The organism is Streptomyces sp. NPDC047108, assembly GCF_040643575.1.
In the GTDB taxonomy this organism is placed as follows: Bacteria; Actinomycetota; Actinomycetes; order Streptomycetales; family Streptomycetaceae; genus Streptomyces.
This window is the reverse complement of sequence record NZ_JBEYUP010000002.1, coordinates 266,179-286,038: the sequence shown is the minus strand read 5'-3', so window position 1 is coordinate 286,038 and position 19,860 is coordinate 266,179. Positions and strand designations below refer to the sequence as shown.

The 19,860-nt window shown below is 66.6% G+C and carries 20 protein-coding genes, 1 tRNA gene and 3 pseudogenes; 16 read left to right on the top strand and 8 right to left on the bottom strand.

Going from position 1 to position 19,860, the window contains the following annotated elements; all coding sequences use genetic code 11:
* The first annotated feature begins 118 nt into the window (after positions 1-118).
* Entirely contained in the window at positions 119-973 is an 855-nt protein-coding gene (locus ABZ822_RS06415) for an isocitrate lyase/phosphoenolpyruvate mutase family protein (protein ID WP_360847741.1), read from the top strand.
* Between the two features lie 181 nt (positions 974-1,154).
* On the opposite strand, the gene ABZ822_RS06410 is transcribed toward ABZ822_RS06415, so the two are convergent.
* From ABZ822_RS06410 to ABZ822_RS06400, 3 genes and pseudogenes are all read right to left on the bottom strand, one after another.
* Positions 1,155-1,475: a GYD domain-containing protein gene (locus ABZ822_RS06410; protein WP_360847738.1), complete on the bottom strand. Its 321-nt coding sequence runs from the start codon at positions 1,473-1,475 to the stop codon at positions 1,155-1,157.
* A gap of 413 nt (positions 1,476-1,888) precedes the next feature.
* The gene (locus ABZ822_RS06405; RefSeq protein WP_360847735.1) at positions 1,889-2,680 is read right to left on the bottom strand and encodes a DUF4239 domain-containing protein; all 792 of its coding nucleotides are present in this window, start codon (positions 2,678-2,680) and stop codon (positions 1,889-1,891) included.
* A 166-nt stretch (positions 2,681-2,846) separates the two neighbouring features.
* Positions 2,847-3,080 (bottom strand): annotated as a pseudogene (locus tag ABZ822_RS06400) (NUDIX hydrolase); the annotation flags it as partial.
* Between the two features lie 181 nt (positions 3,081-3,261).
* On the opposite strand from ABZ822_RS06400, the gene ABZ822_RS06395 reads away from it, so the two are divergent.
* On the top strand, positions 3,262-3,768 hold the full coding sequence (locus tag ABZ822_RS06395) for a hypothetical protein (RefSeq protein ID WP_360847732.1): 507 nt from the start codon (positions 3,262-3,264) through the stop codon (positions 3,766-3,768).
* 40 nt (positions 3,769-3,808) lie between these two features.
* Positions 3,809-4,153, top strand: a complete 345-nt coding sequence (locus ABZ822_RS06390) for a hypothetical protein (protein ID WP_360847729.1) — start codon at positions 3,809-3,811, stop codon at positions 4,151-4,153.
* Between the two features lie 348 nt (positions 4,154-4,501).
* Here the strand turns inward: ABZ822_RS06390 and ABZ822_RS06385 are convergent.
* A pseudogene (locus ABZ822_RS06385) lies at positions 4,502-4,735 on the bottom strand (NUDIX hydrolase); the annotation flags it as partial.
* A gap of 6 nt (positions 4,736-4,741) precedes the next feature.
* Between ABZ822_RS06385 and ABZ822_RS06380 the strand changes: the two are divergent.
* Positions 4,742-5,634 (top strand): annotated as a pseudogene (locus ABZ822_RS06380) (tyrosine-type recombinase/integrase); the annotation flags it as partial.
* Between the two features lie 51 nt (positions 5,635-5,685).
* On the opposite strand, the gene ABZ822_RS06375 reads toward ABZ822_RS06380, so the two are convergent.
* Positions 5,686-5,759, bottom strand: a tRNA-Gly gene (locus tag ABZ822_RS06375).
* Between the two features lie 1,006 nt (positions 5,760-6,765).
* On the opposite strand from ABZ822_RS06375, the gene dcd reads away from it, so the two are divergent.
* From dcd to ABZ822_RS06360, 3 genes are all read left to right on the top strand, one after another.
* Entirely contained in the window at positions 6,766-7,341 is a 576-nt protein-coding gene (gene dcd / locus ABZ822_RS06370) for a dCTP deaminase (RefSeq protein WP_360847726.1), read from the top strand.
* A gap of 45 nt (positions 7,342-7,386) precedes the next feature.
* Positions 7,387-7,884 (top strand): phosphoribosyltransferase, encoded by a 498-nt coding sequence (locus ABZ822_RS06365; protein WP_360847723.1) that lies wholly within the window; start codon positions 7,387-7,389, stop codon positions 7,882-7,884.
* A gap of 344 nt (positions 7,885-8,228) precedes the next feature.
* On the top strand, positions 8,229-9,149 hold the full coding sequence (locus tag ABZ822_RS06360) for an aminoglycoside phosphotransferase family protein (protein ID WP_360847720.1): 921 nt from the start codon (positions 8,229-8,231) through the stop codon (positions 9,147-9,149).
* A gap of 5 nt (positions 9,150-9,154) precedes the next feature.
* Here the strand turns inward: ABZ822_RS06360 and ABZ822_RS06355 are convergent, their stop codons facing one another.
* Complete coding sequence (locus ABZ822_RS06355; protein ID WP_360847717.1) at positions 9,155-10,525, bottom strand: sporulation protein; 1,371 nt, start codon at positions 10,523-10,525, stop codon at positions 9,155-9,157.
* Between the two features lie 216 nt (positions 10,526-10,741).
* On the opposite strand from ABZ822_RS06355, the gene ABZ822_RS06350 reads away from it, so the two are divergent.
* From ABZ822_RS06350 to ABZ822_RS06340, 3 genes are all read left to right on the top strand, one after another.
* Complete coding sequence (locus ABZ822_RS06350) at positions 10,742-11,317, top strand: ATP-binding protein (RefSeq protein WP_360847714.1); 576 nt, start codon at positions 10,742-10,744, stop codon at positions 11,315-11,317.
* Between the two features lie 733 nt (positions 11,318-12,050).
* Positions 12,051-12,263, top strand: coding sequence for a helix-turn-helix domain-containing protein (locus ABZ822_RS06345; protein ID WP_360847711.1), 213 nt, complete (start codon positions 12,051-12,053; stop codon positions 12,261-12,263).
* A gap of 396 nt (positions 12,264-12,659) precedes the next feature.
* A complete protein-coding gene (locus ABZ822_RS06340; RefSeq protein ID WP_360847709.1) occupies positions 12,660-12,908 on the top strand; it encodes a hypothetical protein in 249 nt (82 codons plus the stop codon).
* 663 nt (positions 12,909-13,571) lie between these two features.
* Here the strand turns inward: ABZ822_RS06340 and ABZ822_RS06335 are convergent.
* Positions 13,572-14,357 (bottom strand): hypothetical protein, encoded by a 786-nt coding sequence (locus ABZ822_RS06335; protein ID WP_360847706.1) that lies wholly within the window; start codon positions 14,355-14,357, stop codon positions 13,572-13,574.
* Positions 14,358-14,765: 408 nt separating this feature from the next.
* On the opposite strand from ABZ822_RS06335, the gene ABZ822_RS06330 reads away from it, so the two are divergent.
* Complete coding sequence (locus ABZ822_RS06330) at positions 14,766-15,185, top strand: hypothetical protein (protein WP_360847703.1); 420 nt, start codon at positions 14,766-14,768, stop codon at positions 15,183-15,185.
* Positions 15,186-15,195: 10 nt separating this feature from the next.
* Here ABZ822_RS06330 and ABZ822_RS06325 read toward each other — a convergent pair whose 3' ends face one another.
* Positions 15,196-15,945, bottom strand: a complete 750-nt coding sequence (locus ABZ822_RS06325) for a GntR family transcriptional regulator (RefSeq protein WP_360847701.1) — start codon at positions 15,943-15,945, stop codon at positions 15,196-15,198.
* A gap of 155 nt (positions 15,946-16,100) precedes the next feature.
* Between ABZ822_RS06325 and ABZ822_RS06320 the strand changes: the two genes are divergently transcribed.
* From ABZ822_RS06320 to ABZ822_RS06300, 5 genes are all read left to right on the top strand, one after another.
* Entirely contained in the window at positions 16,101-16,457 is a 357-nt protein-coding gene (locus tag ABZ822_RS06320) for a hypothetical protein (protein ID WP_360847698.1), read from the top strand.
* On the top strand, positions 16,457-17,761 hold the full coding sequence (locus ABZ822_RS06315) for an FtsK/SpoIIIE domain-containing protein (protein WP_360847695.1): 1,305 nt from the start codon (positions 16,457-16,459) through the stop codon (positions 17,759-17,761). The genes ABZ822_RS06320 and ABZ822_RS06315 overlap by 1 nt, the downstream gene beginning before the upstream one ends.
* Complete coding sequence (locus ABZ822_RS06310; protein ID WP_360848887.1) at positions 17,758-17,952, top strand: hypothetical protein; 195 nt, start codon at positions 17,758-17,760, stop codon at positions 17,950-17,952. The genes ABZ822_RS06315 and ABZ822_RS06310 overlap by 4 nt, the downstream gene beginning before the upstream one ends.
* 257 nt (positions 17,953-18,209) lie before the next feature.
* A complete protein-coding gene (locus ABZ822_RS06305) occupies positions 18,210-19,634 on the top strand; it encodes a replication initiator (protein WP_360847692.1) in 1,425 nt (474 codons plus the stop codon).
* A complete protein-coding gene (locus ABZ822_RS06300) occupies positions 19,631-19,822 on the top strand; it encodes a helix-turn-helix domain-containing protein (RefSeq protein ID WP_360847689.1) in 192 nt (63 codons plus the stop codon). The genes ABZ822_RS06305 and ABZ822_RS06300 overlap by 4 nt, the downstream gene beginning before the upstream one ends.
* The last annotated feature ends 38 nt before the right edge of the window (positions 19,823-19,860 follow it).

Sequence of the window (19,860 nt, the reverse complement as noted above, 5' to 3'; positions counted from 1 at the left end):
CCAGGTCGGATTCTCGCCGGACCGCGGGCCCGTCGCGGTCAAGACTGGCGTCGCCCGGGCGGTACGCGTCGCTCCGGCACCCCCCCGTTCGAGAAGCATCGAGAACCAAGGAAGAGGAATGACCATGGCTCACCCGCGGACGCCGAACGACAAGGCCCGCCTCCTCCGCTCCCTGCACGACGGCGACCACCCCCTGGTGCTGCCCAACGCGTGGGACGCCGCCGGCGCGGCCCTGATCGCCGGTGCGGGGGCGCGTGCCGTCGCGACCACCAGCGGCGGTGTCGCCTGGTCGCTGGGGCGCGCGGACGGCCAGCAGCTCACCCGCCGGGAGGCGGCCGACGCCGTCCGCCGTATCGCCGGTGCCGTGGACGTCCCGGTGACGGCCGACATCGAGGGCGGTTACGGCCCCGGGCCGGAGGACGTGGCGGCCACCGTCAGGGCCGTACTCGACGCCGGGGCGGTCGGCGTCAACCTGGAGGATTCGCAGGCGCCTGGCGGTCCGCTCTTCGACGCGGAGGCCCAGGCGGGACGGATCCGGGCGGCCCGTGAGGCCGCGACTGCCTCGGGCGTACCCGACCTCGTGATCAACGCCCGTACGGACGTCTTCCTCTTCGCGGTGGGCGACCCGGCCGACCGGCTGGACGCCGTACGGCGGCGGGCTCGCGCCTACGTCAAGGCCGGTGCCGACTGCCTGTTCGTCCCCGGCCTGCTCGACCTGGCCGCCCTGGAGGGCCTGGCGAAGGACCTGCCCGTACCGGTGAACGCGATGGCCGTGCCCGGCGGCCCGGCCATCGCCGACCTCGCCGCCGCGGGTGTGCGGCGGATCAGTGTCGGCACGACGCTGGCCCAGGTCGCGTACGGCGCGGTGCGCCGGGCCGCCGCCGAGCTGGTCACGTCGGGAACCTTCGACGGCTGCGAGGGGGCCCTGGAGTTCCCGGAGGCCAACTCCCTGTTCGACCGCCCCGGCCGCTGACCGTGAGCGGCGCGGTTCCGCTTCTCTCGTCGGCTGGGGGAACGGCTTTGCGGCTACGGCTCGTTCGGCGTGCAGGGGACTGAGCAACCATCCTCAGTGGCCTGCTGAGCATCGCGGGTGTCACGGCTGGTTGTGCATCTCGGCCCGCTGGGGCCGCGCTCGTGTGCGGCACGTCCTGCGTTCACGCGCCGGGGGCGCGGAAGGAGACCTGCCGACGCGTGGCCTCGTCGATCTGGTCCACCGTGAGGAGCGGGGTGGCCCGGGTGCGCAGAGCGCCGCTGGCCTTGACCGTGAGGCTGACGGCGGCCATGGAGACCGCGTCGGGGAAGTCGACGATGAGCACGATGTCGTCCTCCCCGAAGGCGAAGTACACGGCCTCAACCGTCCCGCCAAGGCCGGTGACGACCTGATCGACGGCCGCACGCCGGCCGCTCGCGCCCTCGCGGAGCAGACCCTTCGTGCCCTCGGGTGTGTAGCTGGCCTGGATGAGGAACTTCGGCATGGGGACGCTCCCTGAGCGTGGCTTGTCCGGTACGCCGATGGCCTTCCCGTTGTCCGGTCGGCCTCCACGCACCATGCGACGGGATTCACCCGTTGGGAGCGCTGGGGGATCGCCGGTCCCGACGCATGGCCGAGAGCCGCTGCGGCCACCGCAGGGAGGGGCCGGGGGACCCCAGCGGATCCTCGGTGTGGACCCGCACCGGCATGCAGTGGGAGACCGCCCGCGGGGTCCGCATCGGGGTGGGCGGCTTGCCTCTCGACGACACCTGCGTCGTCCGCGTCTGCGAAACCGCGACGGCGTCTGCGAAACCGCGACGGCGCCTGGAACCGGAAGTCAAGGCAGACTCCCATGTCCTCATCGGCTGCGGAACGGAGTAGCGATGAGCCGGCAGATCCTCGCAGGACGTCACCACGTCACGTGCCCCAGTATTTCCTCAGCTGACCTTCCATGAACGGACGCGGACTCACACTCACTTCGCCGGCGAAGGGGTAGTCAAGGACGAGGACAAGGGTGAGGGCGAGGCCCACCAGCAAAGCGATCGTCCCTACGAAAAGCAGCTGCACCTTGAGGTTCTCCACCCCGTAGAGCAAGGTGACCAGCATGACGACCAGCGCTCCCCCGTAGGTGAGGACCTGCAGGAGAACGGGAAGTTGTTGCGTTGCGGCCAGGATGCGGATTCTCCGCTGCGCGGTGACATCGTTCAGTCGCTCCACCGACTGGTTGTAGAAGGCCTGCTCGGAGGGGCTCTTGGGATCGTAATCCTGGAAGACGCCGTACAAGGCTTCGAGCTTGCCGGATGTCGCGGCGAGGCTGTTTCTTCCGTCACGCATCAGCGGCCATGCATCCTCTACGACAGCGTGGACGTAGCCCCCGATCGCGCGGTCCAATTTTCCCTGCACCTCGTCCGGAAACGAATGTGCGTTGCGGGAAATCACCGCGAGATCCGTAGCTTCCGAAGTCACCACTGTCTGAACTTGCTCGAGTTCGGTCCACAGGGTCACGATGACGAAAGCCAGGACGATTCCGTAGATGGCTCCGAACAGTTCAAGCACCGTGCGGGACACGTCATTGGTAACGCCATTGATCAACTCAGGGAAAAGGCGGCGCGCCACCAGGCAAGCGGCGAGCGACAGAACAACAACGCCTCCAACGATGAGGATTGAGAGGACGGTCGTATCCAGGTTGTTGAGCAACCAAAGTCCCACGCTGTGCGACCGCCTGTTCTGATTCCCGATGAAGCATGGTTCGACTCGCCCTCGACATGTGTCCGCTCGTCATGTCGGCGTGCCGTGCGCGTACAGGAGCACCTGATTTCTGTGCCGCACTCTTGCCTGGATCGACAGAAGCCACGCGGGTCTTGGGCCTATCGGGTCAGCGATGTCCCACGAACGCGGGAAGGGCCGGCTGGGGCGGTCGGCTCCGTACGTGAGGGCCTGCCCCGTCGAAGGCGTCCAGAGCCGGATCGAGCAGACCTCGGTCATCCACTCACTCGGCGACCTCCTCGGGCGTGCGCCCGCCAACTGCGGTCGATTCGCCGGACGTACGCTGCGTGCCGCCCGTCGGCTTGCAGCGGAACACCAGAGCCACGATGCCTGATGCGGTGTTCGTCTGGCACGCCTCCTGTCACTGTTCGGGCGCGTACATGTGGCAAGGCAAGGGCCGGTCACAGCGCATGCATCAGTTGACCCTTGGGTCGAGGCTCGACAGTTGACTGGATTGCACTTTCGGCCCTAGAATTCGCCCTCCCTGTACGCCAGTCCATCAATAACGAGTTGCCGGGGGGCACGTGGGCATCTATTCCTTCGTGGACGCGGCTGCAACTTGGTCGTCAATACCCCTGGCGGTCTCCGGTTTTGGAGTCACCATCTGGCAGACGACTAAGGCGAAAAAGGCGGCGGAGATGGCTCAGCGTTCCGCACGGGAGGCCAAGGAGCGAATTGGGAGATCTTCCCTCTTGGTCCTCTTGCCTCAACTGCACAGAGCCGAAGAGCAGTTGGAAAGGGCGGTTCGAGACGGCTCGGTGGAGTTAACGATTTCCTGGTTGTCCACATGGCGCTGGCAGGCCAGTCAAATGCGCGGACTGCTGGATGAAACAGACCCCAACCAACGCGAAGTTGCGGTTTCTCTCCAAGCCTCGATTTCTTCTGCTACATCAGCCAAAGAAAAGCTCATCTCGAATGGCAATCCTGACGTTGTGTCTGCTACGCGCAGCGTCAGGACGGCTATGGGAAAGGTAACTGGCGAGCTGGGTGCCATGGCATCCAGCCACGGTATGCAGTCGGGAGCAGTCTGAAGTGGAAGAACGTCGCCTAGTTCACTCACTTATCAAGAAAATGATCAACAAGACAAGGGGCGGCCGCATCGAGTGGGCCCATGAAGGCGGGGAGGACCCATGGGCGGCGCAGAGCCAGCCTGACACCTTTTCCATTTCACTAACTCGCGGCACTGCAGCAATTTGGAGTGTCGACGGTGATCATATGCACCCCTACGTGTTTCAAGTTCGAGGGGACAGAGGGCAAGTAGTTGAGCAAATCGAGACGACGCGCCCCTTTGAGGATCAAGCTGGCTGGGACTCCATGGAGACGGATATCCAGGAGCTGTATGAGGCGGCACGCCGTAACGCATTGAATATTGATTCGGTACTCCGTCAAATGCTTGAGGATCTCGACGATAAGTGAGAACGGATGAGGTCGGCGGAGCGGGTTTGGTCGGTGGCCTGCCCGGTTTGGGGTCGGGCATGATCAGGGGGCCGTACTCTAGTTGGCAACTCGGGCAGTCTTTGGACCTGCCCGGAATTTGAACGAGTGGCCCCCTGGTCTTTCTCGACGCGGGACCCGGACCGGGGAGGTGGCTAAAGCCGTGGAGCCGACCGCCCCAGCCACAGAGGGTGTATCTCCACCTCATGCCCGCAGCCGCCGTGCGCGCCGCCGGGCGCGGCCAGCCGGGGCGCAGACAGGAGGCCGGCCGCGCCGTCGAGGCGGCGCGCGCCCGCGCTGTGCGCGGGCCTTGATGAAGTAGAGAAAGTTCTATCGCGCTGGCGTCAGGCGCTTGCCGTCATGACTCCGCACGTGAGGGCCTGCCCCGTCCAGGGCGTCTAGGAGCCGGATCGAGTAGACCTCGGACATCCACTCGGAGACCTCTTCGGGCGTGAGCCAGTCAACTGCCGTCGATTCGCTGGACGTACGCTCCGTGCCGCCCGTCGGGTTGCAGCGGAACACCAGGGCCACGATGCCTCGCGTTGTGTTCTTGTAGACCCCGGTCGGCCCGTCCACCGGCGTCTGCTTCGCCTGCACGTCCTGCCCACCTTCGGCGTCCTGGACCTCGATGAGATCACCCCGCCTCGTGTCCGGTCCTGGAGCTCGGAACGGCTCGATGCCACAGAGGCCGAGACCACGATCGCCAAGGCGTACCGGCTACTCAAGGCCATCATGCAGACCGCTGCCGATGACGAGTTGATCCGCCGCAACCCTTGCCGCATCAGGGGAGCGGGCAAGGAAAACGCAGAGGAGCGTCCGACCGCCTCCGTCGCCCTTGCCGACGCCATCGGCCCGGGCTGGCGCCTCATGGTTTACATAGCCGCGTACGGTCCGGCCCGGCCCGAGGAACAGGCCGCCATGCGACGCCGGGACGTCGACCTGGACAACGTCGGGATCTGGGTACGCATCGCAGAGCCGGAACTGACCACCGGGCGCCGGGCACCGGGCGATACCAAGTCCGAGGCGGGGTAAGAGGTTTCTCGTCCTGCCGCCCTTCATGGCCAAGGACCTCAGGCGGCACCTGGCCTGGTAAGCGGAGAAGGAGCCCAGCGGACTGCTGTTCGTGGGGGAGGGAGAAGGGCAAGCCGTTCCGCCGTTCCACCTTCGGGCGAAAGTGGCGCAGGGCCCGCGACAAGGTCGGGCTACCGGAGAACTTCCGGTTCTACGATCTTCGTCACACGGGGCACACGCTCTCGACCCAGTCCGGTGCCACGCTCAAGGACACGATGGTGCGCGCCGGGCAGTCGTCCGAGCGGGCCGCGCTCATCTACCAGCACTCGAACCTGGAGCGGCAGAAGGAGGTGGCCGGCGGCATCGATGCCCGCGTCCGGGCCGAGCGCGAGAAGGTGGCGAGTCCACCCGATGAGCAGGCATCGGGCACGCAACGGGCACGAGACGCCTGACGCGGTCTGGACAACAAAGAAGCCCCGGGCTGCTGGCCTGGGGCTTTCGCGTGGAGCGGGTGACGGGAATCGAACCCGCGCTCTGAGCTTGGGAAGCTCATGTTCTACCATTAAACTACACCCGCGTAGTAAGGCGCTTGAGGCGTCTCACCGTCGCAAACTGTACCTCATCGATGGCCCCGGTGTGCTCGCCGAGGGTCTTTGCGCTGCTCGGAGGTGCGCTGCTCGGAGGCCGTCCGCCGGCGGTCGTCCGCCGGCAGTCGTGCGCGGGCATGTCGTACCCGGACACGGTGTGGAGCGCCGCGCCCCCGCGCCCGCGGGCGCCGTTCCGGGAGTGGTCCGGGGCGGGTGCGGGGCCGCGAGAGGTCATCAGGGGCTGTGGCGAGCCCGCGTCGGCCGCCCGCCCGGCGGCGCCGGGCACAGTGGCCGCCGGACGAGTCGGCGGCCCGTCCCCCGGGCCCTTCCGGCGGTGTCGCGCGTCCGGGCGTTCCCGGGGTGAAGCCGGTACGGCGGGTGGGAAGTTGGGCGTACCCTCGGAGCGCGGAGTGCCGCTTGGGATGGCGCCCGGATCATCCCCTAATGTGGCATTTGTCGTTCACGCTCGTGGGGAAGGGTCTCAATGGAGCGCACCGTCGTCCGCTGTGCCGAAGGGCACGTGTTCAGCACCTCGTCGTTCCCGATGCAGAATCTCGGTACCGACCGTCTCGGACCCGGTCGGCTCCTGCGATGTCCCCGATGCGCCCGGCTGCGGCATGCCGTCCCGGTGCCGGGCCAGGCGGACAAGCGCTAGCTGTCAATACGGCCGGTCGGCCCCGCGCCAGGTGCGCCGTACGGCGTTCCCGGCCGACCGCAGCGCCCTCGCGGCGCTGATCGCAGCACACCCCTCGCGGCGCGCGGGTGCGGGCCCCTACCGGCCCGTCCACCGCGCGCCGCGACGGTTTCCGCCCGCACGCCGTCCCGACTGCCGCCGCTCGCCGCTGAGTTGAGCGCTGGCCGCAGCCCTCGTGCCCGTGCCACGCCCGTGCCGCGCCCGTGCCGCGCCCGTCACGCCCGACCGGCCCCGCCGCGGCGTCGCTCGCCGCTTCGCTCCGTCCGTTCGTATGCGCAGGTCCGGTCCGTTAGTCTCGGTCCGTGCTGCTCTCTGACAACGACATCCGGACCGAGATCCACAAGGGGCGCGTACGGGTCGACCCGTACGACGACTCCATGGTCCAGCCGTCGAGCATCGACGTCCGGCTCGACCGCTACTTCCGGGTGTTCGAGAACCACCGCTACCCCCACATCGACCCCGCCGTCGAGCAGCCCGACCTCACGCGTCTCGTGGAGCCGGAGGGGGACGACGCGTTCATCCTGCACCCGGGCGAATTCGTCCTGGCCTCGACCTACGAGGTCGTGACGCTGCCGGACGACATCGCCTCCCGTCTGGAAGGCAAGAGTTCCCTGGGGCGCCTGGGGCTGCTGACGCATTCGACCGCCGGCTTCATCGACCCGGGCTTCTCCGGCCACGTGACGCTGGAGCTCTCGAACGTCGCCACCCTGCCGATCAAGCTCTGGCCGGGCATGAAGATCGGCCAGCTCTGCATGTTCCGCCTCACCTCACCCGCCGAGCACCCGTACGGATCGAGCAAGTACGGTTCCCGGTACCAGGGGCAGCGCGGGCCGACGCCCTCGCGCTCGTATCTGAACTTCCACCGCACGCAGGTCTGAGCCGGGGCGGTTCCGCGCGGCCTGCGGCACCGAGAGGGGACAGCCGTGAGCGAGGAACGCGAGAACCTGACCTACTCCCTCTTCGGGCAGGCCACCCGCGAACTGGCGCAGACGATCGCGGACGACGGCTACGAGGCCGACATCGTCCTCGCCATCGCCCGCGGCGGCCTCTTCGTCGCGGGCGCGCTCGGCTACGCGCTCGACGTGAAGAACCTCCACGTCATGAACGTCGAGTTCTATGAGGGGGTCGGGAGAACTCTGAAAGCGCCCGTTATGCTCCCACCTCTACCCAATGCGGTCGACTTCTCCACGAAGCGGATCCTCGTGGCCGATGACGTGGCAGATACGGGCAAGACGCTCAGGCTGGTCCACGACTTCTGCGCCGAGCATGCGGCGGAGGTCCGCTCCGCAGTGATCTACGAGAAGCCATCTTCGCTGGTCAAGTGCGAGTACGTGTGGAAGCGGACCGATCTGTGGATCAACTTTCCATGGTCCGTGGAGCCGCCGGTCGTTCGCCGTGACGGTCAGGTCCTCGATGCGTAAAGCGTGACAAAACGGATCGACGGACGGCGCTCGTTCTTGCGGTTCGTTTGTGTTGTTTTCCGCTGATCACGGTTGCTGTGCTGAGTCGGTGCTGACACGTGTGGGGCTGATCATGACGCTGAGAGAGGCGTGTTCCTCAGCCCGACCCGCTCCCCGCGATGATCACGGCACGGCAGCTCGCGTCATCACGCACCGATCTTCCGGTCGTTGCCGATGGCTTGCCGTCACTCCCTGGCCTCGTCCGGGATCGGTTCGGTAGGTACCGTCGGTCGTGGTTGCTGCGCGCTGCTCACTGCCTGGTCGGCGCGCGGTTGATCGTGCGTACAAGGGGAGTTGGTAGCGGCATGCCGTCTCGCGAAGGTCCGGAAGCGGAAGAGGAGTTCACGTCGGCAAGGGCTGAGGAGTTGATGGCGGCGGCGTGCCGAGCCGCTGGTTTCTCCAGCGATGGCGCGACCTTGATCCGCTTTGGTGAGAACGCGCTGTTCCGCCTGGCGGCGCACCGGGTGATCGTACGTATTGCCAGGTCGGCGGAGTATCTGCCCTCGGTCCGGGGCGAGGTCGCCGTGTCGCGTTGGCTGGCGCAGGAGGGCTTGCCAGCGGCGCGCGTGCTGGATGATGTCCAACAGCCCATGATCATCGATGGCTATCCGGTGACCTTCTGGCACCTGATCGAGGAAGGCTCACGGCACGCGACCTACGGAGAGCTGGGCAAGGTCCTGCGAGATCTTCACGCCTTGGTTGTGCCTGACGGGGTGGATCTACCCCCCTACTCGGTCTTCGATCGGTCTGACCTGCGGATCGAGAGCGTGACAGGGATACCGGAGGATGATCGGGAGTTCTTGCGTAAGCGTGGGACGGAACTCGCTGATCGATTGGCTGACCTGCGTTTCGAGTCGGCGAGGGGGCCCGTCCATGGGGATGCTCATGTTCAGAACCTCATGGTTGATCGACGTGGCCGCGTGATCCTGATCGACTTCGAGAACTTCTGTTTCGACCACCCTGAGTGGGATCTGATGGTCACAGCGACGGAGCACGACAGCTTGGGGTGGCAGACGGCGAAGCAGTACGCGGACTTCGTCGACGCTTATGGCCGCGACCTTCGGGACTGGCCCGGTTTCTCGACGCTGCGGGCGATCCAAGAGTTCAAGATGACGACGTGGCTCATGCAGAACATCGCTGAGAGTCCGGAGATCGCTCAGGAGTACGCCCGGCGTATCGCCTCGCTGCGGGATGACGACGCGCCGCGCGACTGGCATCCCGGTTGATCGGGCTACTCGTCGTCCAGATCGGCTAGGGCATCGCGCACCTTCGTGTTGAAGGCCTGGACGGCGGGCACGCCTGCGTGGCTGGACACGTCCCGTTGGAAGTCAGAGACGTAGCGCTGGAACCGTGCCGACTGGAGCGCGTCGCCGCCTTCGACAGCTAGGCCGGCCGTCGTGACTGCCGCTTCCAACTCGCCGTTCAGGAGCTGGCTCTGTGCCAGCACCATCCTGCAGAAGCCCAGCGTGCGCGCGTATTGAGGGTCGGTGAGAGCTACAGCTCGCTCGGCATACCGAAGGGACTCAGGACCTCGTCCCAAATCGCGGAAGCAATGGCAGAACTCTCCGACCAGTTCGGCTTCGTCCACGTAGGAGAGCCAATCCGGGTCTTCAGCGGAATCTGCCCGCTCCAGATGCTTCTCCGCCTCGTTCATGGCGCGGGCGGCGCTCGTGTGGTCCTGCGCTGAAGACAGGGCTCGCGCCTCGTGGGCCGCATACATGGCCATGGCGCGTGGCGTTGCCCGTCCCTTCCCGCCCTCGGTCGCTGCGCGTGCTAGCTGCGTGGCACGGGAGATCTGTCCCAGGTAGTTCGCCTGGTGGCTCATGTTGCTGAGAATCCGCGCACCCATCATCCGGTCATCGATGGCCTTGGTCAGGCGAAGAGTTGAGAGCAGGTAGCGGTTCGCCAGGGCGTGGTTGCCCGTGTCATACGCGGTCCAGCCGAGAAGCTGGGAGATCTCAGTGGCAGCCCCGAAGAGGGCGTTCCCCACTTTGGCGCTGTAACTGGCGCTCAGCAGAGGCAACACCTCCTGGCGGAAGTAGTGCCGCAGTGCCTTGTGCCCGTGGCCTCCGCCGTAGAGGAAGTCGAGGCGCATGAACATCTGGCCAGCGGTTCGGATCGCGGCTACATCGCGCATGCCTACGCGGCGCTGTGCTGGTACGTCCACCCGTAGCGTGTCCGGGTGGGAGATGAGCCACGACAGCACTGCCGAGTTCACTTCACTCTCGGGCAGGAGGACCCCGGAAGACTGCTCGTCGTCAAGGCTTTGCTGGGCCAGCCTGTCGAGTACGTCCAACGTGTCGGGCAGGGAAGTGGCGTAGCTCGGTGCGACCGCTACAGGACTTGACGCCGCGGTCGGGAAGCCTAGATCAGTCGGGGTAATTCTCCGCTGAAGCTTCGAGCTCAAGGCTTCGGCGACCAAGGAGGCTGTTTCCGGCTGGATACCCCCGCCGTTCAGCCAGCGCTGCACCGTGACGTGGGTGGTCCCCACCCGTCTGCCGTGCCGAAGACCAGTCTCGCGGACACGCTTCGCCAGTCCCTTGTTGGATGCGCCAGCTTCGGCCATCAGAGCGGCCAGCCGCTGGTTCGGCTCCCTGCTCATGCTCTCCCGCCACCCCTGAGATGACTGCAAGTGCTCATCGTGTCACAGCAATTGGCGGGTTGGGGGTTCACGCGCGAACCCCCTGTTGGTGGCCGATGAACCCCCGGTGTGCACGTGAACCCCCTTGTGAACGCTGCCGCTTGCACGCGCAGCGCCGTTCACTGGAGCTCCACGCCGGCGGAGGGTCACTCCGCTGGTCGGACAGAGGGGATGGCGATGAACTCGTACGAGCTGCAGAAGCTGCCGATGCGCTCGGAGCACCTTGCCCCCATGGAAGCTGCGCTCCTCTCGACAGCCCAGCGCTTCCGTGCGGTCACGCTTCTTTCGGACGCTCCCGACTCGGCCCGTGCTGCACGCAGGATGGCCATCGACGTCCTGCGTGACTGGGCTCTGCCGGTGTCTGCTGATGACGTCGCACTGTGCGTGTCCGAACTCGTTGGGAACTCCATCCACCATGCCGTGCCGGACATCTGGCTTGCTCGGCCCGGCGGGGCACGGCGCATCGCCGTTGCCTTCCGCGCATGGCCGAAGTGGCTGTTCGTGGAGGTCGGCGACGAGGATTCCACTCCGCCGTCACTGCCCGCTGGCGAGTTCCACGACCCGGAGCTGTCCGAGGGGCTGCCAGAGGCGCTGCTTCCTGACAGCGGCCGGGGCTTGGCCATCGTCCAGAGCTTGGCCGACACGGTGTGGTGGGCGCCCCGCGAACCCGGAGGGAAGAGCGTCTTCTGTCGCTTCGGTCTCGACACGAGGGAGGGCACCTCTCGGTGCGATAGGGCTCCCGAGGCGTCATAGGCAGCCCGTTTCCTGCACGACAAGGGAGCGGGTGGCGTCCCGGGGACCGCTCGGAGAGCAGTAGGTACGAGCGGTGGGCGGCCTCACGGCTACGAGGGATCCCCTCCCAAAGCCGGGAGGCCGCCCGAAATCCACTCAGGAAGCAGCTTGGCGGGATTGGTGATTGGGATGGCTCGTGAATTGGATCGCGTCCCTGCGATACGCGTACGGCGCGGCGATGAGGTGAGCGTTCGCGGCCGGTGGCGCGAGGTCAAGGCCATCCGGTCGGACCGCCGCGACGCGTACAGGCCTTCGGTGGTGCTGGTCTTCAAGTCCGGCCCGGCGGAGCGCGTACCGGCTGCCGATGCGGTGGCCGTGCGGCGTGGCGGTCGGCGGGCCGGTCGGGAGGCGTGGTGATGGCGACCCGGTCGGTGGTGCGGTTCGCGGACTGGTCCTTGTCCGCGGATGTGCCCGGAAGCAAGCCGATCTTCGAGGCTCAGTGCACCACATGTAGCGAATCGTCGGGTCCGACTGAAGCAACGGACGGCCCGGAAGTCTGGTGTCTACGGCATGCAGGCCACACGGGTCACACCCGATTCCGAGGGATCACCACGGCATTTTTCCGGGCCGATCTGGTGAGCGCCCGATGAGAGGCGAGCCAGTTTGGTCAGTAGGCCGGTACGGCTTCACCCGTTCACAGGTGCTCTCGATTTTCGCGGAGCACGGGGTGTGCGTACGTCCATGCGGTGTCGCCGTGAGCGTCGACCAGGTGGACCGGTATGCGGAGCTACGAGCCAAGGGAGTACCGCATGACGAGATCGCCGAGCGGTTCGGTGTGGACCCGGCCCGGCTGCATGAGGCCATCGGCCGCTATCGCGAGGCGGGTCTTGTTCCACATCCGCTATGGAGCCGGGCGGGGGCTGCTGTGAGTGACGGCAGCGGCAGCCTTCGCCCTCCCAAACCCTGAGCACGACGACTCGGCGACTGTGCCGCGTCCGTCTGCCGGTGCGAATGCTCGGGATGGCCAACGGATCCAGCGCAGTAGCTCGTTGACGAGGCGGCTCCCGCCTACTCGGAAGATCCCCGTGGACCCCAGGGGCCGCGCCGCATGAGCACGACCCATGGCGACCGATTCGGGTGAGGGTCGCGAACAACCACATAGGAGACCGGACCACCCCTGTGCCTGGCAGCAAGGGGGGTGGTCCGGTAGGAGTCCTCGCTGAGAACCCCGGTGCCGATGGTACCGGGGCAGTCGGCGTGCGCTGGCGCAATGAGGCACGCCAATACCCGGATCAATGACCCACGTGTGGAAGGGACTTGAACGGTGGAGGACCCAAGGAAGCATGGTTTTGAGAGTGAGGAGTTGGACCCGGATGCGGTGCTGTGGGTGCGCGGGGTGGACTACCTCGCGGGCTGGCGGGAGGCGAAGGACGCGGCAGTGGAATTGGCGGACGCACTATCCGTAGTGGGCATCGAGGCGTCCGGTGCGCAGGCAAGGGCGGACGCTGCCCCGGACGGCTCCGGCGTGGTCCACTTGCGGCTTTCCGCGTCGACGGTGCGGGATGTGGCGGCCCTGGTGCGGGACTTCGCGGCCTTACGGGAGGCGTGCTGATGGGCGTACGGGGCGCGGTGCCGGGTGGTGCGGTGTGGGCAAGTCGCCGGCCGGAGAGGCTTTGGACTGGAGCTGCCATGGGGCCGAGAGATCGGGGGCCCTTACGCTGGCCCGCGGATCGGGCTGGCTCCTCACCTGCCCGCAAGTGCCTGATCTGGGCCCCCGATCTTAGAGGCTCGCCCCATGGTGGCTGTCTAAAGCCTCGTAGGCCGTCGACCACCAGCCACAACGGCTCTGCCTCAGACGGGCAGTTGGCTGACCTGCTCGCTGCTCGGGCTCGCCGCTTCGTGTGGGCGGCGGGTGCCCGGACGGGACCGGCCGCCAGGCCGCACGCCCGGCCGGGGCGGCCCGGCCGCCCGGGGCGCCGCAGGCGCGCCCTTGAGTAAGTGAAGACAGGTTTCGACAGGACGGGTTCGGCTCGTGCCATTAGAACGCTGGCCCGTGGAGCGGGCCGTTGCGCTCGCTGCTGCTCTCAGTCCCCTGACGCGGGAGGTGCTACTGGCGCTGCGCCGACCAGCGGACGGGCTCAGAGTCGGGGTGCAGCGCATGCATTGGCTTGGGCAGTTGTAAGTGATGCCGACGAGTTGGCTCGCCAGACGGGGCCGACGGCGGCAAGATCCCAGGTCGGGACGGCATGGTGAGCACCCCACTGACTCAGTCGGTTCAGTCGACCAGGTGTTTCAGGAAGTCAGTCACGAACTTCTCGACCTCTTCCTTCGTCGTGCTGTCTTCGACGCACAGCCGGTCCACGTCCCTGACTCCGGCGTGCTTGAACAACCGGTCCCGGCTGCGGTCGGCCGATACACGGCTCTTGTGCTGTGGCCCGTCCACCTCGATGACGCCAACTCGCCCGCGATAGGTAATCAGGAAATCCGGCTCGAAGGTGTGGTCAGGCACTCGCAACGCGCAGAGGGGCATGATGCCGATCGTTTCGTTCTGCGGAAGCCGGGCCTGGCGCTCCTTGAGCACTTGGTAGACCCGCTGTTCCCACTCGTTCGTGAAGTGGAGGCCGTCCTCCATCGGATGCCGGGGCTCCAGCCGGACTTTGCGGGCATGGTTCGTTTGGTAACCGCCCTTTAGCTCGCGACCCAATTGCTCTCGCCAATTCGCCCCAACCTTGGGGATAACCTCTCGGATGTAGACGTCGTCGATGTTCCGCCCGCACCCGGCCCCGACAGTTGTAAAGGCTGACCTGATGTCCTCTAGGAGATAGCCGGAGTTGTTCATTAGGTACGGCTCTACCTCAAGGATGACTTCCTCGTACTCCCTCTCATACGTGTAGCTCATCGTCTCTTCGTAGGAGGAGTGTCTCTCGATCCGGGCACTCGTCACGTCCAGCATCAGGGCGGCAGCCTTCGCATGCCCACGCTGAGCCAGAAGCACAGATGCGGCACCGATCACTTCGTCGTCGCTCAGCTCGACGTCACGTGGGCGTACCTCTTCACTCATGGTCGGATTGTCTCATCGTGCACTGGCAACTGAGGGGCTTGGCAAGGAAGTTGCTCGGGGAGTCCCGGGTCTGCGCTCGACGACGGCCAGGTTGGCCGTGGAGACACTGTCGGCAGGGTCAACACCACGACCCCCGGCGAGATCGACACATACCTCATGGCGTTCGCCGAACCGTCCCGCAATGCCGAGCACAGCGCGGGTGTGACGTCGTGGTTGTTTGGGCCCGACGTTCCGGGGGACCTGCCAGACTCTCCAAGCATGGACGCAGGGGTAGCAGCAGTATTGGGCGCGTTGGCGGGGGCAGTAGCCACGACGGGGGCGGCACTTGCTACCGGATGGTCCGCACGGGAACAAGCGAAGATCGCGGCGCGAGGTGAGCATCGGCGACAGCGCCGTGACTCACGGCAAGTGGTCTACGAGGAGTTCATTGCCGCGGCAACTGCTCAGGAGAGGCATGCCGCTCGCTTCTTTCTCGCCCCCGTCCCGACCGATCAAGAGACCTTCGATCTCGCTCTTCGGGGATCTGGAAACGCTGACGACGAAGCCCTATCGAACGAAACTCACCGGCTTGGGATAGAGCTAGAGCAGGTGTCAACACGGGTAAAGCTGGCTGGGCCTCGAATGATGAGCGAGGCGGCAAGCGCTGTGTGTCATTGCTCCGACGGCGTCACGGAGTCAACCATGACTGTCGGTCACGGACTTATCGGCGGGCAGTCCATCTCACTGAGGTTTGAGAACGGACGTGACCGCTGGATGAAATTGGACGATGCGATAGACGAGTTCATTGAAAAGGCGCGCATCTCACTGGACGATGACGGCACTGACTGATCGGCAGGGGCTAGTCGGCTTTGATGCGGAAGGAAAGTTGGGCGAGGTCGCCGCTGGCGCGTAGCTCTTCGAGGATCAGGGGGGCGTCGTCGGCGCCGTGCGTGACGCGCAAGGTGTGGACAATCGGTGTGGCGTCTGGGAGTTCGAGGGCGGTGCGCTCGTCGGGGAGCGGCATGCGGGCGCGGACCGTTTCTCTCCACCACAGCTTGTGTCCCGCTTTGGTGAGCATGGTGTAGATCTCCGCGGGTTCGGTGTCGGGGGCGTCGGCAAGTGGCGTGCCCTCGGCCGTGGCATACGGGGTCAAGGTGCGGTGAAGTAGTCGGGTCTGGGTGCCGGGGTCGACCAACAGGCGATCGCATCCGAAGAGCGCTTCGCCTTCGCCTAGTTGCAGGAGCGGCCCGGTGAGCGCGGTGGTCTTGGTCCGGTAGACGGCCGGTTCCTGTTCGTGGTCCCAGACGGTGCCGGTGTGGATGCTGAATCGGCCGGAGCCGTTGCGAGTGATGTTCCGTTCGATGGTGACGGCGGGCGCGGCGCTGGCGCGGACGAACGAGCCCTTGCCGTGGCGGACTTCGATGAGCCCTTCTGACCGGAGGGCGGCAATGGCATTGCGGACCGTCGGACGGGAGACCGCGTAGCGGTCGATGAGCTGGGCCTCGGAGGGCAGCGGACTGCCAGGCGGGAACTCGCCGGCACTGATGGCGTCGCGGATCGCGGCGGCGACCTGCTGATAGAGCGCTCCGGGCCGCTGGATCTCTCCCATGCTCGGCTCTCCTGTCGTGTGTTGTCGGTCTCCCTCACGTCACTCGTCAGCATAAGTGCTTGACTCCGGCTGCACCAGACACGCATAGTCGTCACTCGTAAGGACGAGTGACGACAGCTTGTGTCGTCCGATGTGGCCAAGGAGGCCGAGAACTCATGCAGTCCATACCCGTGGACACATCCAGGCTGGGCGCGCTGATGTGCGTCGTGAAGCCGGAACCGAAGATCGCGGACTTTGAGAAGCAGGAGGTGAAGAAGGACCGGGACGGCAACACGATCTACACCGTGGCCGTGACGGTGCGTCAGGACGGACGTCGGGTCTCCGTCATCGAAATCGCGGTGACCGGCGAGCCGAAGGGCATCGAGGAGGGCATGACCGTGAAGGTGACGGGACTGGAAGCCTTCGCCTGGTCGATGGGCGACCGGCACGGCATCAGCTTCCGCGCCGCAGCCGTCACCCCCGTTCCCAGTGGTGCACCGGCAACGGGTGGCGGTAAGGCGGGTGGTGCTTGATGGGCCCCATCGGGCTCGCCTTCGCCTTAGCTGTTCTGGCATGGCTGGTCGTCGCAGGGTCGGCGCTGCGGCACCGGTGGCCGCACTGGCACTGGTACTTGACCGGCTACCCGGTAACCGCGGCGCGGGTGCTGTGCACGTGGAAGAGGGTCGCGCAGCTCAACGACCTGTCGGTGTCGCCCAAGCCCACGCGGGCCGTCCTGGGCAGCCTGGCGGTCAAGGGCGAATCACTGCGGCCCATCGCGCCGCGGATCTCATTCCCCCATGCCACCCGTAACGGGTTGTCGCTTCTGGTGCGGCTGCATGCGGGGCAGACGCCGGCGCCGTTCATCGCGGCGGCCGATGCGCTGGCGCATGCCTGGCGGGTGCACGCGGTGCGGGTCACCTCGCCTGAACGTGGAATGGTCCACCTGAGCGCCAGCGGGACTGACCCGCTGGAGCGGCCCGGCCTGGCCAGCGCCCCGGTGGCGTTGCTCTCAGCTCTGGTAGGGGTGCTGGAGTCGGGCGGGGCGTGGGTGATGAACCTGCGGCTGGTTCCGCACTGGCTCATCGTTGGCGCGACCCAGTCGGGAAAGTCCACGCTCCTCGCCCGACTGGTGGCGCAACTCGCGCCGCAACCGGTGGCTTTGGTGGGGATCGACTGCAAGGGCGGCATGGAACTCGGGCTGTTCGGCTCCCGCCTGTCGGCGCTGACAACCAATCGTCGTGAGGCGGTAGCGGTGCTGGTCGCGCTGGTGGCTGAGACACAGGTACGCATGTACGGCTGTCGGCTTGCCGGGGTCCGCTCGATCTGGGAGCTGCCGGAGAAATCCCGGCCCGTCCCCATCGTGGTTCTCGTCGACGAGCTGGCGGAGCTGTATCTCTCCGACGGCACCAAGGAAGGCAAGGCAGAGGCGGAACGCTGCTCCACTGCCCTCCTGCGTCTGGCGCAACTTGGTGCAGCGCTCGGGGTGCATCTGGTGATCGCGGGACAGCGCGTCGGCTCAGACCTCGGTCCCGGCGTCACCGCGTTGCGAGCGCAGCTGTCGGGACGGATCTGTCACCGCGTCAACGACCCCGGCACGGCGGAGATGGCCCTGGGGGACCTCAACAAGGACGCCGTTGTGGTCGCTCAGTCGATCAGCGCCGAGGAGAAGGGCGTGGCGGTCTGCACGACCGCTGACGGCGGCTGGGGCCGGGCCCGGTCACACCTGACGCCGACCGAAGAAGCCGAGGAGATCACCGAGAAATATCGGGAGTGGACGCCCGAACTGACGGTTGTTGCACGGGCGCTGGATGAGGCGACGGGAGGTGGACGGCCGTGAGTCAATCCGCAGCTATGCCGCTGGTCTTCGTCCTCGGGGTCATCACCGTCCTCCTCGTCCGCTCACGCGACGTGCGCTGGTGGGAAGCCGTCCTCGTCGGCCTGTTCGGCTTCTACACCGCACTCACCCCGATCGGCTGGGCCGTCATCGGCATCGTGAACTGGGTCCTGTCCGGCTTCACCCGCACCTAGCAAGGGGGTCTCGTACCTGATGCCCATGCGTCGTGTGCGCTGCCCCATCTGCAAGGGCGAACGCCACCGCACCACCCGCACCGGACACAAGCGACGCTGCCGCTGCTGCCGGGGCACCGGAACCATCCGCTGACCAACCGCACCACCATCCCGCAAGGAGTGATCGCCATGGACGCAAGCCACCCAGCCCCATTCACCTGCGCCGCTTCGGCGGCCCACCCTGGGAGGTCTCCACCATCACCCCCGAGGCAACGTCGATGGACAGGCGCGCCGTGCTCGACCGCGCGGCGCGCCTGCGCCAACTCTCCGAAGCAGACCAAGACCTGATACGCCGGGCCAAAGATCCGCAGTTCGCGCGCTGGCTGCAGCAGATCACCGCCACCGGCGGATGCGCCCGCCCGATCCACCTGACCGGTTCCACCACGGTCTACGACGCGGCGACTGGGGCCGTGCTGTACCAGTACGACACCTCGGCCGAACCCGGGGAACGACTCCTGGTCCGCTGCCGCAACCGCCGCGCGACAGTCTGCCCGGCCTGCTCACGCCTCCACGCGGGCGACACCTTCCACCTTGTCCGCGCCGGACTCGTCGGTGGCAAGAGTGTGCCCGCCGAAGTACGCGACCGACCCAGGCTGTTCATCACCCTGACGGCCCCGTCCTTCGGCGCCGTGCACCGCGCCACCGACGGCGAACGCTGCCGCCCCCGCCGCAATGCGGGCACTTGCGAGCACGGCCGCAAGGCCTCCTGCCCGGCCCTCCACGACGCCACCGATCCGCTCATCGGCCAGCCACTGTGCCCCGACTGCTACGACTACACCGGGCATGTCCTCTGGCACGCGCATGCAGGGCGCCTGTGGAAGGCCTTCACCGACAACTTGTACAACCACCTTGCCGCACAAGCCGGATTCACCCGTACCCGCCTCCGCGATGCCGTGCGGATCTCCTACGCCAAGGTCGCCGAGTATCAGCAACGCGCGGCCGTCCACCTTCACGCCGTGGTGCGCCTGGACGGGGGGAGTGGGCCGAACGACGAACCCCCTGCCTGGGCCAGCGCCGACCTGCTTGCCCACGTCGTAGGCACCGCGGCGACAGCCGTCCACCTCTGCACGTCCTACAGTCCCGCACTCGGCGAGTACGAACTGAGCTGGGGCAAGCAGTTCGACGTCCGGCCGCTCCGAGCCTTCGGCGGCCCTGACGGGCTGGCCGATGAAGCGGTGGCCGCTTACGTCGCCAAGTACGTCACCAAGGGCGCGAGTGCTGCCGGATCCGCCGGCGGCACCGACCACCGCGTCACTACGCCCGATGACATCGACCACGCGCCCGTCTCCCCGCACGTACGGACCCTCATGCGCACCTGCTGGCGTCTCGGCGGCCTCACCGAGCTGCAACCGCTCCGGCTCCGCGACTGGGCGCACACCCTCGGCTATCGAGGCCACATCCTCACGAAGTCTCGCCGGTACTCGACCACGTACGCTGCGCTGCGTGAGGAGCGTGCGGCCCATGAACGCGGAGGCTCCGTGCCCTCTGACGGCCTGGGCGCGATCACAGAAGCGCGCTGGCGCTACGTCCGCTCCGGACACACCCCCGGCGCAGCACTCATCGCTGCAGGCATCGCCGAAGACCTTGCTCGTAATCGGGAGTTCGCGCGTGACGGAGTGACAGGTAGCGCTGATGTGGCATGAGAGGAGGCTCCAACCGGCTGCTCACGCCTGCCGAGACGGCTGAGTTCCTGGCGGTGAAACTGAGCACGCTCTACAGCAACTGGCGGGTGTGGGGGCTCAAGGGGTACCGCGTCGGCAAGCATCTCCGGTTCAGAGAAAGGGACTTGGAGAACTGGCTGGAAGGCCAATCGATCAGTAGGCGCGTGTAGAATCTTCGTGCTGAGTCAATGACTACTGGAGGGGGAAG

What these genes read in the sequence shown, in the direction of transcription:
- ABZ822_RS06415 (WP_360847741.1), top strand. Translation starts at nt 119, where the DNA reads ATGACCATGGCTCACCCGCGGACGCCGAACGACAAGGCCCGCCTCCTC.
- ABZ822_RS06410 (WP_360847738.1), bottom strand. Translation starts at nt 1,475, where the DNA reads ATGCCGAAGTTCCTCATCCAGGCCAGCTACACACCCGAGGGCACGAAG.
- ABZ822_RS06390 (WP_360847729.1), top strand. Translation starts at nt 3,809, where the DNA reads ATGATCAACAAGACAAGGGGCGGCCGCATCGAGTGGGCCCATGAAGGC.
- ABZ822_RS06360 (WP_360847720.1), top strand. Translation starts at nt 8,229, where the DNA reads ATGCCGTCTCGCGAAGGTCCGGAAGCGGAAGAGGAGTTCACGTCGGCA.
- ABZ822_RS06355 (WP_360847717.1), bottom strand. Translation starts at nt 10,525, where the DNA reads ATGAGCAGGGAGCCGAACCAGCGGCTGGCCGCTCTGATGGCCGAAGCT.
- ABZ822_RS06350 (WP_360847714.1), top strand. Translation starts at nt 10,742, where the DNA reads ATGAACTCGTACGAGCTGCAGAAGCTGCCGATGCGCTCGGAGCACCTT.
- ABZ822_RS06335 (WP_360847706.1), bottom strand. Translation starts at nt 14,357, where the DNA reads ATGAGTGAAGAGGTACGCCCACGTGACGTCGAGCTGAGCGACGACGAA.
- ABZ822_RS06325 (WP_360847701.1), bottom strand. Translation starts at nt 15,945, where the DNA reads ATGGGAGAGATCCAGCGGCCCGGAGCGCTCTATCAGCAGGTCGCCGCC.
- ABZ822_RS06320 (WP_360847698.1), top strand. Translation starts at nt 16,101, where the DNA reads ATGCAGTCCATACCCGTGGACACATCCAGGCTGGGCGCGCTGATGTGC.
- ABZ822_RS06315 (WP_360847695.1), top strand. Translation starts at nt 16,457, where the DNA reads ATGGGCCCCATCGGGCTCGCCTTCGCCTTAGCTGTTCTGGCATGGCTG.
- ABZ822_RS06305 (WP_360847692.1), top strand. Translation starts at nt 18,210, where the DNA reads ATGGACAGGCGCGCCGTGCTCGACCGCGCGGCGCGCCTGCGCCAACTC.
- ABZ822_RS06300 (WP_360847689.1), top strand. Translation starts at nt 19,631, where the DNA reads ATGAGAGGAGGCTCCAACCGGCTGCTCACGCCTGCCGAGACGGCTGAG.